Origin of the sequence: Mucilaginibacter sp. (genome assembly GCF_028288205.1) — a bacterium.
GTDB lineage: Bacteria > Bacteroidota > Bacteroidia > Sphingobacteriales > Sphingobacteriaceae > Mucilaginibacter.
Genome location: NZ_JAQBOD010000022.1, coordinates 61075 through 75080, shown reverse-complemented (window position 1 = coordinate 75080; position 14006 = coordinate 61075). Strand labels below are relative to the sequence as shown.

Genomic DNA, 14006 nt, shown 5'->3' with positions numbered 1-14006 from the left:
TCAGGCATATGTCGCCCGAACATTCCCGCCATGTGGCACATTTTTTAGCTGAAGTATTGAAAGGGCCGAAGTTGTATAGTGAGGAATATGGAGAACATGCCTTAAGCCATATGGTAGGTAAGCATATAGGCAAGCATTTAACAGAGGCGCAGCGCAAACGCTGGGCAGATCTGTTACTGGCCAGCGCTGATGAAATCGGAATGCCGGCCGACCCGGAGTTTCGGTCAACTTTTGTTGCGCATATTGAATGGGGCAGCAGGGTTGCAGTAATTAATTCACAATTAGCCGAAAATCCGGTAAACGAAAATCACCATATTCCCGCCTGGGGTTGGGGAGAAGTTAAAGGACCTTATGAGATCGTTGGTTCATTATTTGAGCATAAGTCCGATAAATAATAATAATAAAGTATTGCAAATTATTAGCAGAATCAAAAAATTTATAAGTAATCCGCTATTAACGCAAATTAGAGCGGAAATGGTTCGGGGTTTCTTAATTTTGCTGTTAACCTGTAATTAATAAGTGTTTAGAAATAATTTATTATAATGCACACTACACTCGAGTCATACTACCTATCTAAACCCGAGCCGTATCAAAGTTGCCTGCTGGCGCTGAAGGATGTTATTTTACGAGCCAAGCCTAATATTTGCCATGAGCGCAAGTTTCAGATACCTTTCTTTACTTATAAAGAAAAAAAATTAGGCTACTTATGGCTTAATCGTAAAAAGCTCATGCTGGGTTTTTGCCTTGATAAAAGCTTGCAGGAACAGACACCGGTTACAAAGCCAAAAGATAAATATGAATCTATACAGATTGATCCCAATGCAGATCTGCCGGTTGATATTATTTTACAAAAGCTTAATTATTATCTTGATCTTATTGATAAAAGCTAACCGTTTACAAGAAGAAGAAGAAGAAGAAATTCTGAACTGAAAAACAAACCATTGTATACCGTCATTTATGATATGCTACTTTGTAACCTATTTTGATTTTGTTTTAGAGATATTTAAAAGTGTTAACATTTTATAATTCAATTGGTTAGAAGATAATGGTTTGATGAGTCTTAGAATTATTGCAATCATGAAATCCATAACTTCAAAAAGCATCCAAATTGTTTTATTATAGTTGATGATAAATTAAGTTATTTTGAATTATCAAAAAAAGCTTTTTTGGTTAATCGCCATTTCTACTCTGGCAAGGCTTATTATTGCATCTTCTTTGGAATTGAGCAATGTAGAGGTTTATTATTGGGCCTTATCAACAAAGCTTCAATGGAACTATTTTGACCACCCTCCTATGGTTGCCTGGCTCATTCGGCTAACAACCATGAATTTAGTACATACTGAGCTTTTCGTCCGTTTAGGCGCTATTATGTCGTGTGCCGTTTGTACCTGGCTCATCTTTAAATTAGGCACGCTGATTAATGATGAACGAACCGGCTGGTTTGCCGCTTTGCTTTATGCATCTTCCATTTATTCAAGTATTGAAATTGGTGTTTTTATTTTACCAGACAGTCCTCAAATGATATTTTGGCTCTCTGGCGTATTGCTGCTGGTAAAGATTATTCAGATGCCTCCGGATCACCCAAAATACCCTTTGCTTTGGTGTTTATTTGGTATAATATCAGGATTATGTATCATGAGCAAGGTTCATGGTGTTTTTTTATGGTTTGGAATAAGTTCATACCTTTTGGTGTTTGATCGTAGCCGGTTCAAAAATTTATACTTTTACTTATCACTTGGCATTACCTTGATTATTATTTCTCCTATTATTATCTGGAACATTCAGCATGATTTTATTACTTATAAATTTCATAGCAGCCGGATAAGCCTGGCAGGGGCAGGATGGCATGCGGGAATGTTTTTGAAAACCTTGTTAGAAGTTATTTTTTCTACCGGCCCAATTCATTATTTTCTGGTCTTTAGCGGTATTTACTGGGTCATCAAAGGTAATTCAACAGTTGATAAAAAAAATATTCAAATATTGTTGTTTTGCGGTTTACCATTGATTGTGATTTTGGTGTTTTTATCTCTTTTTCGGGAGACATTACCACATTGGCCCGGTCCGGCATTTAGCATATTATTTATTTTACCAGCCATTAAATTAGCTTCCCGGGAAAAAAATATAGCCGGTAAACTACCCACTATTTTAAAATTAGCCATAGGCTATTCCATCTTTATAGCCGTTTCCCAAGTGATGCTCATCAACTATTTTCCAGGCACATTATCGGCAGAAAAGCAAGGAATGAAAGTTGGCGCGGAGGATTTGACTTTAGATATGTATGGCTGGAAAGCAGCCGGAATAAAATACGATTCTTTATATAAAAGTGATGTAGCAAAAAAAATAATGCCTGCCGGCGCTCCCATAATTATCACCAATTGGATCCCAGCAGCCCATATCGACTTCTATATGGCCCGTCCTACGGGACAACAAACTTATGGTTTTGGTAATATTTTGGATCTGCATCAGTATTATTTGATGAATAATTACAAGAAACCATTAAAGTACGGAGATGATGCTTATTATATTTGTCCTTCAAATTCATTTAGCTATAAAGCCTCTGATAAGGTATTGAACAGTTTTAAAACTTATGATATGGCCTTAATATTTCCTGAATACAGAAGCGGAATGGTTTGTAAAGAGTATTATATTTTCAGACTAAAGGGATATAAAGGATACCAATCACCAAAGTAGGTCCTTATATTATCGAAGTAATTAGTGTTTTAAAATATAGAATTTATAAAGCGATGTTGCAATGGGTTAATGTTTTGCCCATATGTTTGATACGCTATCCCACTTATTTTCTTCAAAATATTTATCAAGCGTATGTCTGTAAAGACCTATCAGTTCATTTTTTATTTTTTCTTTATCAAATTCTGCTATAAGCTGACAGGAGATTTTAACAGATTCCCGGTAATAATCCGGATCGGCAATCAGTCGCTGCGCGATTTTTATAAATTCGGCCGTGTCAGTAGCCCTCAAATAAGGTGCCCGGTATAAAGTAGTATATTCCTTAATATCCCTGTATACCACTGGTAAACCTGCTGCCGCCGCCTCTAAGGGTGCCAGCGGGCAATTTTCCTGATAGGACGGGAATAAAAATATATCAGCTGCGGCATACAGGGGCGGCATATCTTCAATTGCTTTTAAACCGGTAAAGAAAATATTGGCGGGGGCGTTTTCTATTCGGTTGTTTATCCGCTGGATACCTTCAGTGAACATTCCCCAAGGGCGGCCGCCAACCCATACAAATTTTTGATCAGGCATGGCTACTGCCATATCAATAAAATCTTCTACTCCTTTTCTTTCCTGCAATTGCCCAACCCCAAGTATCAATTTTTCATTTGGTTTAATCCCCAGAAGCTTCCTGCCTGTTTCCCTGTTTTCGGGTGTTCTTGCCCAGTTTTCTGTCAATACCGGGTTATATATTCGTACAATATCAGATTTTACACCCAAATCTTTGATGGCCTTTTCAACCGTAGGTGAAATAGCGATCACGACATCGGCAAAAGAATAAACCAGTTTTAAGTATAAGCTGGTTAGCGGCAATAGTTGTTTCCAAAAAGGAATAGTGCCTTTACTGGAATCAGGTATTACATGCGCGGTAAGGATACGCCTGCCTTTATAGGCCCATCCCTTCCAGAAATAATAGGGCCCATAGGTATGGGAATGGAAAACATTTCCTTTTCCTTTCCCGTTGACAGTGAGGATAATATCCGGGTCATCGGCCAGCAGTTCCATTAATTCTATATAGGCAGTATGTACGCCTTGTCCCTGTGTAACCCAGGCGGTTTCTGATACCATATGCAGTCTGATGAACTGATCCTTTTCATATTGCAGTTTTTCCTTTGCCTTCTTTTTTTCTTTCAAAACAGTGCTTAGTTTAGTAATGCTGAAAATGGATATGACCAACAATACTAAGCCAAGGGCTTCATACCTGAAATAATTAAGTTTAGTTGCAATCTCATTCCAATAAGAGCCTGATATTTCCCCAAGTGTTACATAGGTTCCGCACACAAGGATGGATGATATACCCGCTATAGGCAAAAACCATTTTGGCTTTAAGCGTAAAAGCCCGGAAACTACGGAAGTATAACCCCGTATAAAAGGTGTGATCCTGCACAAGAATACTGCCCACCAACCACCCTGGGTAACTTTTAGCTGTAACATATCAAGGGTTGCATTGGATAAAGGAATCCATCTGGGTTTGTGTGTCATCAGGTAATTGCCGCAAAAGTAAAACAGCAGGTATAAAGTAATTGTTCCCGTAAAATCCGCAATAATAACGCATAGCAGCACTGCCGGAAAAAAAAGTATCCCTTTAAAAGACAAATAGCCCGCGAATAACATCAGCAGCTCGTTGGGCAGGGGGATAGGAACACCTATTTCCTGTAAATAAATTAGTAGAAATAAAGCCAGATAGCTATAAGAGCTAATCAGCTGAACGATTTGGGGTGGCATATTTATTAATTAAAAATCAGGACTAAAACTGAAACGGAGGCCATAAGGCGTTATACCGGGATGATCAAGATAATTAAACCTGCGGATCACATCGATCCGTATCAATTTAAATATATTTCCTATACCAACCCCTGCTTCTATATATGGTATATTACCGAGCGAATAGGTTGCCGGTGACCCACTTGAACTGATAGGGAATTGATATAAATTAGTGGTATATCGCGGGTTGTTTTCATTACGCAAACCCCCGTATAAAATTTTAAGTGAAAGATATTCCCTCCATTTAAGATGATCAATCAACGGCACTTTATTTAAAAAGAACCCTCCAAAACTATGCGTCAGGTTTAAACCGGCATAATGATCGCTCACAAACTCTAAAAAGTACATCATATTGTAAGCGTTAGGGTCATACAAGTAGGTTTGATTGGCCGGAATTATATTTAGCAAAGGGAACGGAACCTGGCCCAATAAGATCCCCCCCTGGAGGGTAATATCAGTATACCCCAATTGCGATAAGTAAAAGCGCTTAAAGATACTTGCGCTTACATTCGTATAACTATAAGATCCATTAAGTATTCCGCTGAATCCGTGGTTAATCTGCGTGTTGAAAATGGGGTATTTACTATAGATGGTATGCCGGTACATGGTGCCCTGCATAATATGTTCATTAGGTGCATATCTTAGGCCCAGGTCAAGTTCGGTAGTGGTTAAATTTTGTACCGGGCTGTTAGCCTGATTATTGATCTGGTAATTCAGGGCACCTGCAGGTTGCTGGTTCCAGTTCTTAAATTCAACATTATAGGAAAAGTGATTTTCAAAATCTTTTATATAATCGATTCTAAAAATTTTATTATACAACCAAAAATCACTCGTTCCCCGCCGAATTGATAACAGTATACTTTGCGACTTTTCAATTAAAAAGTTTTGGCCCGGTATATCAGTATCATACTGGTAGCTAACTTTCAAATAATCATTTGGGAACTGGTAATAAGGTTTCTGGTTAAAAGAAAAGGTGCTGCCAAGGTAATATTTGAATATATGATCCTTAGTGCCATAAGCGGAATAACCTTCTAAATAGATGGATTTATTAAACAAAGGTGTTGTTCTGCCACCCAGCCGAAACCTGGATCCTTCTACGGAATTAAAGGAATAAGAGGCATCGAAAGGCCCCGCCTGTATCGCCCCTAAATCGGCATAGCCGCCGGTAATCGTTGATGCTATCCAACTCGTCCTTTTAAAGGAAGGCATACTTTCCAATCTGTTAAAATTGGCATATACTTTGGCTTGCCGGGATGTAAGAGTATCCGGACGGTGTTTTTGCCAATACCCGGTATCAGTCTGGCTTGAATTTAAAGCAGTTTGAGAACTTTTACCTTCATAAAACGGGGCAGGAAGCGGTGTGTTTAATTTATAATGCTCATAAAATACCGTCCGTTCACCAAATAACCCTAAACCCTTATCTTTCAAAATACCAAAATCAGTTATTACATCACTTTTAGTCAGATAATAGTGCCCATCAGGATACTTTCCAAAATCCTGGCGAACCTTCAGGCTCCGCATGAAATTGATATTGATTTGTTTATTTACGTTTAGTTCACACGATTCCACAGCATAATGCCCGTCCAGGGTGACCATTATTTTCCCTTCAAATAACAGGTCCCCTTTGTTGCGGGGCGTGAAACTTATTTCGACCAATTTTTCTTTGCCTGATTGTACGGTGTCTGTAATAAAGAACTTGTAAAAATCAGGGGCATGGTCAGCAATCGGGCTCAGGAACTGATTGGTGATAATAAAAATATTATTGGCATAAATATCTATATTATTGCCATATAGCCGGTTAAGATAGGTGTCTAAGCCAACTGTATCAATAAATGTAATGATATTGAGTTCCTTTTGCGCGTTCAGTACCTGTATAGATTTAGGCGGATTTTTTTTGTAATAATATTGGTAGCGTTTTTCACTGAAGTAAACCGGCAGCGATGTTTGTGCTTCTCCGTTGATAACTTGTGCTGTATCCAGCATGAATTTGTATTTACTGAAAAAATGACCGTTAAGAAATTTGGGCGAAAGATGGAAAAGTGATAAAGCCAATCGTTCATATTGATCATATTGCAAATAATCTGCGCTTTCCATCCGGTTTTGGTCTTTATGATTAATTACCTGTTGAATGAGATCAACGGCCGGGTTTCCCTTGTTCCGGTATCGTTTACTTTTGCCCGAAGTAATCATCACCTCTTTTAGCTGGGTTTGGCTGCTTTGGAGCCGAATATGCAGTTCATTAAGCTGGCCCGGTCTTATTGTTTTTGTTATGGTCTGATACCCCATATAGGAAAAGGTAATGCTGCTGAATGAACCGGGCGCACTTAAATCAAATTTGCCCTGCCCGTCAGACATGGTTCCATAACTGCTGCCGGTAAAGCCTATAGTGATAAAAGGAAGCGATTTACCCGAAACAGCATCAATAATCTGGCCGCTTACACCGGTAACCTTTTTTAAACTATCCTCTTTTTTTATTAGCGTATCTTTTTGCTGGGCTGTACACCATAAAGGAGCGATAACCAACACAAAAACACATATTTTTTTCAACTTATTATGGCATACAAATTTCAAACTCAAAAGCATATCAGGTCATTGATAATTTAGTTCTATTCCACCCTGCTAAAAATTCATTAACTATAAAATGAATTATCAGAAGCAAAAGACCGTAGCGTATTTATATTGCCATATAAGTGTTTGAAATGTAATGATTAAAAAATTGTATCCGGCCAAATATATATCCCGATTCTGTACCAATATTGAATTATATTATTGAGATATTAGTACATGTTAGACATGCAGATTACCAATTATAGTTGAAGAAGATTTTACAGATTCATGGTCAGCAAACTCGAACCGGAAGTTATTTTTCATTTTAAATAAATAATATGCATAAAGGGGCCTATATCACCATTAAAAAGCTTCTTAAGATAATTATATGAGATAACAAAAGGTATAATTAATCTTTACGTTCAATCCACAAAACTTTGAGTACCTTTGCACCCAGCTTATGAGACAACTCAAAATAACCCAATCCATTACCAATCGTGAATCACAATCACTTGACAAATATTTAAGTGAAATTGCAAAGGTAGACCTGATAACCGCACAGGAAGAAGTGATTCTTGCGCAAAAGATCCGCGAAGGTGACCAGGCCGCTTTAGAACGTTTAACAAAAACAAATTTACGTTTCGTTGTATCAGTTGCTAAGCAATACCAAAATCAGGGACTTACTTTGGGTGACCTTATAAACGAAGGAAACTTAGGTTTAATCAAAGCTGCTAAAAGGTTTGACGAAACTAAAGGATTTAAATTTATATCATATGCTGTTTGGTGGATACGCCAGTCTATTCTGTCAGCCGTTGCCGAGCAATCCCGTATTGTGCGGTTGCCACTTAACCAGGTTGGCTCATTAAGTAAGATCCGCAAATCATCCTCAAAATTAGAACAGCAATTTGAGCGGCCACCTACCCCCGAAGAGTTGGCGGAAGATTTGGAAACTACTTCCGAAAAAATTTCTGATGCTTTATCTAACTCAGGTCGCCATGTGTCTGTTGACGCGCCATTTGTTACCGGCGAGGAAAATACATTACTTGATGTTTTGATGAGTACAGATGCAGGCACAGACAGCGAGTTGATGAATGATTCATTAACCCAGGAAATAAAACGATCATTAGGTATTTTGGCTGAACGGGAAAGACAGGTGATAGTTCTGTTTTTTGGTTTAAATAGTGTTGCGGCCCATTCGTTAGAAGAAATTGGCGAGAAGTTTAGCCTTACCCGCGAACGTGTACGCCAGATAAAAGATAAAGCGCTTATGCGCCTTAGGCAGAATTCAAAATCAAGATTGCTGCAATCTTATTTATAGGTATTTTTCTTTTTTTAGTTTTTTGGATTGATGAGTTGCGGCTATTAAATGGCCGGTATTTTAAATATTGCTTTTAAAAAACAAAACTTTAAAATTGAGTTTTCACTTTTGTAAAAAATGAAAATTTATGACAATAGTAAAAGCCTATGCCGCGCAAGCTGCAGACAAACCACTTGCCCCATATTCCTTTGATCGCCGCGAGCCTGGCGCGGATGATGTAGAAGTAAAGATCTTGTATTGTGGTGTATGTCACTCCGATATTCACACGGCCCGCAATGAGTGGGGTGGTACGGTTTACCCTGCTGTACCCGGCCACGAAATTGTTGGTAAAGTAACCCGGGTTGGTGCTAATGTTAGCAAATTTAAGGTTGGCGATACAGTAGGCGTTGGCTGCTTTGTAGATTCATGCATGCATTGCTCTAATTGCAATAACAACCTGGAGCAATATTGCGAGACCGGACATACCCAAACCTATAACTCACTAAGCCAGGATAAGCAAAGTATAACACTTGGCGGTTATTCAAGCCATATTGTAGTAACCCAGCATTTTGTACTATCTATATCTGATAAATTGCCGTTAGAGAAAGTTGCGCCTTTGTTATGTGCGGGTATCACAACTTATTCGCCATTGCGCCATTGGGGTATAAAAGCAGGCGATAAAATAGGTGTTGTGGGTTTAGGCGGACTGGGCCACATGGCTGTTAAGTTAGCAGCATCAATGGGGGCAGAAGTTACCATGCTAAGCCGCTCAAAAAGCAAAGAAAAAGATGCTGCAAGGTTAGGCGCCCAGCATTTTAAATTAACTACAGATAAAGATACCATGGCCGAATTGGCCAACAGTTTCAACTTTATTTTAGATACAGTTTCTGCGGCACATGATTATAACGAATACCTGGGCCTGTTAAAAAGCGATGGTATAATGATAATAGTTGGTGCCCCATCAGAACCTACCCCGGTTTCGGCCTTCCCATTTATTTTGGGCAGGCGCAGTTTGGTAGGGTCATTGGTTGGTGGTATTAAAGAAACCCAGGAAATGCTGGATTATTGTGCCGAGCATAACATCACATCAGACGTAGAGGTAATAAATATCAACCAGATAAATGAAGCTTACGAACGTACTTTAGCAGGCGACGTGCATTATCGTTTTGTAATTGATATGGCTACGCTGTAAATGCTATATGGTATTAAAAAGGCGGTTAATTTAGATTAGCCGCTTTTTTTATGCTATAAGGAAGCCTTTTTTAACCAAAAAGCTTGCACTACATTAAACAATCCTGAAATAATAAAAGCTAACGCTGTCCAAAAAACAAGGGTTATTGAACCAAACGTGGGGTTAAACAATATTGCCATAGCAAACACTATAGTAATAAAGCCGCCCACTGCCAGCACCCATGATCTATGCGCCAGGCCCGAAAAACTGAATAAGGAAATCCCACGTAACAAAAACCATATACCTATTGCGATACGCAAAATGGCTAAGCTTGCCATAATGTGGCCCATTAATATTATACCCAAAACAACATCAATTATACCCAGTATTAAATGCCAACCCCTGTTTCGGCTGCTATTAGCATGATAAACGCGCAATAGCTCGGCAATACCAGCTACAAAAATTATCAGTCCGAACATAAAGCCCAGCGCTATAAAACCGGTAGCGGGCGAGCAAAGGATATAAATCCCGGCGGCAATAAATAATAAGCCTCGTATTAAAAATATCCACCAATGTCGCATTTTGCTATCAACTGTAGTTTCAATATTCATAACCATCTTTACAACAGGCAACTTACAGAGAGCTAAAAAGTTTTATCAAAGTAAAAAAATACGTCAAATAAACCATATTGGTAGTAATTCCTTTATATAAACGGTTAGCACCTGAATTAACATAATATATAGAAGATATAGACTATTGTAAATAAGACCATTAACTATAAGGTAATTATTATTATAATATTTAGAGTTTTTTTTTTGACGAATGAACCGTAGATTTAATAAAAATTTTACTAATATGTTAAAATTCAGCTACCTTTCTCTTTTGCTCTTTGGTTTTTCATTTAATTTAAGAGCCGTTCCAACGTCTGTTAGCCAGGATAGCATTTTAACTATTGTGAAACTACATGATCGGGATTTACAAGAAAAAAAATTGTTGGTTTATCTTAAATCTGTTTTTGAGCGTTGCCCTGTAGATTCTTTGCATTCATCTCAAATTGAAACGGATAAGTTGCTTTCGAAATATAACATAAAAAATAGTACTGCAATTAAATACTTTATTGAAAGCGTATGCCAAGGCCGGTTATTACATTTAGAAAAAGCCGAAAGTGCTTTAGCCCGTGCAATTGAGCTGGCAAGTAAAAATAGTGATCATTATTTACTGTATGCTTTTTTTAGCCAACTGGCATTTTTGCAAAGCTATATGGGAAATACCATTGATGCTATATCAAGCTTCAGGATAGCCAATAAAGAAGCCATTATATTAAAGGATCCTAATTTACAAGTAGTGATTGATATTAATATTTCTGATATATATTATAGAAATAATTTTTATAACCAATCATTATTTTATCTGAACCAGGCCCTGTCAATAATTAAAAAACATCACATAAGGGAACAAAGGCTTAACAACGCTATATACTATAATAAATCCGAAAATTATTTTAGAATGGGCAATATTGATTCCTTGAAAAAATATAATCAAATACTTAATAATACAAAAATTGGCACATTTAGATTATACATGTATAAAAACCGGACAAATTATTATTTATCCCTGTTGCGGCATGATTATAAAAATGCAATTAATCGTATTATAGAACTAAAAAATGATCCTTTATATTTATATCAATTTGATAATACGGATGAACTTAATCTTGCAAACGCTTATTATTATGCAGGGAAATCTGATTCTGCAAAAAAAAGCATTGAGCGGTTATTGGTAAAACAAGAACAAAAAAACCACCCCGAAATCAAATTGCATTTATTTAGGATGTTAGGGGGAATTGCCGAAAATGAAAATAATTTGCAGCAAGCTGTATATAATTTAAAAATGGCTTTACAACAATCAGAAGATTATATCGGCAGGCTCACACAGGTTGATACCGTTACATCCCAAATAAAAATTGACGAAATGATGGGCGCTTACACGCAAAAGGAAGACGCCTATAAAAGAGAGCGTTTGTGGTTAATATTTAGTATGGTTGTAGCGCTTTTAATTATTATAATAGGAACTATGTTATATATAAACACAAAGCAAAAGCGGCATTATGAAAAACTTTTGTTTACCACACAAAAAGAAGAGTTGGCATTTATTAATTCACATCAGGTTCGCAGGCACCTTTCTAATATACTTGGAATAATAGAAACCATGAAACATAGTAAAGATAAAAATGAAGAGTATTTATTGGTAGAGGATCACCTTTTATGTGCTGCCGAAAACCTGGATACAGCTATAAAAAATATTTCAGATAAATTGAATAATTAACCACCGGCTAATACGCCATTAAAGGCCTTTCCCGTGGTTTCCAAAAATAAAATGTCAGTATAGCAAGGCACATTACTAATAAGTAACTTATCCAGCCTGCATGGTCGGCTCTTGCTTCGTAACCTTTTTCAATCACTACTTTATATAGGCCGGTTCCATCTTTAAAACCAAGTACCCATTGCCCAAAGTTCCATGCTGTATGCAGGCCAATAGGTAATGCAATACCTTTTGTTTTAAGCGCTGCAAGGCCAAAAAGCAATGCACCAACACCCGGCCCAAAAATAGCTTGTAACCAGGTCATGCCGCCAATCCTATGTTCGGCAGCAAATATTAATGCCACTATTAGTTGGGCGCCCCATGGGCCAATAACATAATTAAGGCTGCGCAAAGGATACCCGCGAAATGCAACTTCTTCCCTGCCTGCTATAAATAAGTACAACAGCAGGTTAATACTAACAGAAGCAATATTTATTTGGTTGGAGATAAGGCTTATATGGCCCGAAAGTAATACCAGCATGGGTTGCATACCAGCTAAAAATAGCCCGATGACAAAGCCGGTAAATAATCGTAATATGCTTTTGTTGACCGGTACAACACCAACATCTTTTAATTTTAACCGTTCCCAACGTACAAATAATATAGTAAGTACTAATGAACCTGCCGCGGCAATAGCAATAGATACAATGGACACCCATTTACTACCCGGCCACCCTTGTGTTAAGCGCGAGGTGGCAGCTAAGACAATAGCGCAGCTAAGGCAAAAAAGTAATACCCTCAATAAGGTATATATCCACTTACCGGATTTTATATTTTCTGCCATAAATTCCTTTATCTAAATCTAAGGTAATAAATGGTTTGGAGTAAAACAGAACAGCTTTAACTATAATAGTCAAAGCCTATTTGTTGTATAAAGAATTAACGGGTTTATTTAAACTTCATAGCCAATGTTACAATATTAGAGTTTAAACCGGTTGAACGCATATAGTGCCCGGCCCTGATTTCGAGCGAGTTAAAGTGTTGCCAACCTAAAACACCATTAGGCGGCGAGAACCTTATGTTTGCGCCTACAAAATTGCTGGTTAGTGTTGATAGGTCATAATCACTGGTATAATATTTATCAGTTGGGTTATGCTGGCCATATGGTGTAAAATATCGTGTGCCAATTTGATTATTATATCTGTAATACGGGCTTACAGAAAAAAACGAACTCAATTTTACCGGTATCTCTATCTCGGCAGTGTTTGCCCGTATACCCCAGTTGTCCATATAATAACGATAGAACATGCGGATAACAAAGTGATCATCCAAAAAATAATTAAACCGAAGGCCGATTGGTAATTTATAGCGGCTTTCAGGCAGGTTTTCTACCCTTTCAGAACCATCGGTAAAGTAATCGCGCTGGTATTTTGTAGCCAGTAAACCTTTTTGGTAAGATGGCTCAATAATTAATAAAGCCTGCAACCGTGTTGTAAGTACTTGCGATAGGGAGAATGATGTACTAAATGAATTTCGCGGCTTATAATCAACAGTCCCGGCGTTGTCCTTGTTATCCTTGTTCGATCCTGATCCATATCCCGGCGGTCGTAACTCAACCGGCAAAATAACTTTCCAGGTATCAAGGAAAACCATCGCCTTAAAATCAAACTGCGTATTTTTATCCTTTGATAACCGGGTTAAATTTATACCACCGCCAAACGATTGGTAATCAAATTCGTGCGAGTATGAGCCTGTTACGCCAAACGCATTGCCGGTTTTATCGTTTGATACGGTCCAGTTTAAAGAAGGATAAATGCGTGTATCCTGCATAGAAGCTGATGATATACTGTACGGATCAATTTTATCAGACGATGCAGAGGTATAATGGTCAACCCCTAACTCAAATAAAAAAGTATGCTTGCGGCCATTAGCGCTGTATTTAGAAAGCTGCAGATCAAGCGTGTTGGCAAAATCTGTCAGGTTTTCTGTGCCTATGCCCCCGGTAACTGCCGAGTTATTGCCATTTTGATGATAATAGGCTGATACAAAATTTACTTCATCAATCTTTAATTTTCGCGCCGCGTAATTGCTGCTATCCTTAACAGGCTGGGGAGTTGTTTGCGCGTGCGATGCTACTATACCCAAGTATAATGCGGCTATGCATAAATATATTTTTCTCATGTTGTGCCTGCT

At 37.9% G+C, this 14006-nt stretch carries 11 protein-coding genes; 6 read left to right on the top strand and 5 right to left on the bottom strand.

All coding sequences use genetic code 11. From position 1 onward, the window contains the following. The 3 genes from JWR23_RS05345 to JWR23_RS05335 all read left to right on the top strand — a co-directional run. Nucleotides 1–395 (top strand): group II truncated hemoglobin (locus tag JWR23_RS05345; protein ID WP_299513870.1); only part of this gene is annotated, 395 nt, incomplete at its 5' end. 147 nt (nucleotides 396–542) lie between these two features. Then, a complete protein-coding gene (locus JWR23_RS05340) occupies nucleotides 543–890 on the top strand; it encodes a DUF1801 domain-containing protein (RefSeq protein WP_299513868.1) in 348 nt (115 codons plus the stop codon). Nucleotides 891–1143: 253 nt separating this feature from the next. Beyond that, nucleotides 1144–2691 (top strand): glycosyltransferase family 39 protein, encoded by a 1548-nt coding sequence (locus JWR23_RS05335; RefSeq protein WP_299513865.1) that lies wholly within the window; start codon nucleotides 1144–1146, stop codon nucleotides 2689–2691. Nucleotides 2692–2757: 66 nt separating this feature from the next. Here the strand turns inward: JWR23_RS05335 and JWR23_RS05330 are convergent, their stop codons facing one another. Together JWR23_RS05330 and JWR23_RS05325 are read right to left on the bottom strand one after the other, a co-directional pair. After that, nucleotides 2758–4458, bottom strand: coding sequence for a glycosyltransferase (locus tag JWR23_RS05330; RefSeq protein ID WP_299513863.1), 1701 nt, complete (start codon nucleotides 4456–4458; stop codon nucleotides 2758–2760). 9 nt (nucleotides 4459–4467) lie between these two features. Further along, on the bottom strand, nucleotides 4468–7044 hold the full coding sequence (locus JWR23_RS05325; RefSeq protein WP_299513861.1) for a DUF5686 and carboxypeptidase-like regulatory domain-containing protein: 2577 nt from the start codon (nucleotides 7042–7044) through the stop codon (nucleotides 4468–4470). Nucleotides 7045–7504: 460 nt separating this feature from the next. On the opposite strand from JWR23_RS05325, the gene JWR23_RS05320 reads away from it, so the two are divergent. Together JWR23_RS05320 and JWR23_RS05315 are read left to right on the top strand one after the other, a co-directional pair. Then, nucleotides 7505–8362 carry an RNA polymerase sigma factor RpoD/SigA gene (locus tag JWR23_RS05320; protein WP_299513859.1) on the top strand — a complete coding sequence of 286 codons (858 nt, stop codon included), beginning with the start codon at nucleotides 7505–7507 and terminating at the stop codon, nucleotides 8360–8362. A 127-nt stretch (nucleotides 8363–8489) separates the two neighbouring features. Continuing rightward, nucleotides 8490–9533: an NAD(P)-dependent alcohol dehydrogenase gene (locus tag JWR23_RS05315; RefSeq protein WP_299513856.1), complete on the top strand. Its 1044-nt coding sequence runs from the start codon at nucleotides 8490–8492 to the stop codon at nucleotides 9531–9533. Nucleotides 9534–9586: 53 nt separating this feature from the next. Here JWR23_RS05315 and JWR23_RS05310 read toward each other — a convergent pair whose 3' ends face one another. Then, the gene (locus JWR23_RS05310; protein WP_299513854.1) at nucleotides 9587–10123 is read right to left on the bottom strand and encodes an HdeD family acid-resistance protein; all 537 of its coding nucleotides are present in this window, start codon (nucleotides 10121–10123) and stop codon (nucleotides 9587–9589) included. Between the two features lie 244 nt (nucleotides 10124–10367). Here JWR23_RS05310 and JWR23_RS05305 point away from each other — a divergent pair, with 244 nt between their 5' ends. After that, complete coding sequence (locus tag JWR23_RS05305) at nucleotides 10368–11837, top strand: hypothetical protein (RefSeq protein ID WP_299513851.1); 1470 nt, start codon at nucleotides 10368–10370, stop codon at nucleotides 11835–11837. A 7-nt stretch (nucleotides 11838–11844) separates the two neighbouring features. On the opposite strand, the gene JWR23_RS05300 is transcribed toward JWR23_RS05305, so the two are convergent. Together JWR23_RS05300 and JWR23_RS05295 are read right to left on the bottom strand one after the other, a co-directional pair. Then, a complete protein-coding gene (locus tag JWR23_RS05300; protein WP_299513848.1) occupies nucleotides 11845–12657 on the bottom strand; it encodes a CPBP family intramembrane glutamic endopeptidase in 813 nt (270 codons plus the stop codon). 104 nt (nucleotides 12658–12761) lie between these two features. Then, a complete protein-coding gene (locus JWR23_RS05295) occupies nucleotides 12762–13994 on the bottom strand; it encodes a DUF3570 domain-containing protein (protein ID WP_299513845.1) in 1233 nt (410 codons plus the stop codon). Nucleotides 13995–14006 lie beyond the last annotated feature (12 nt).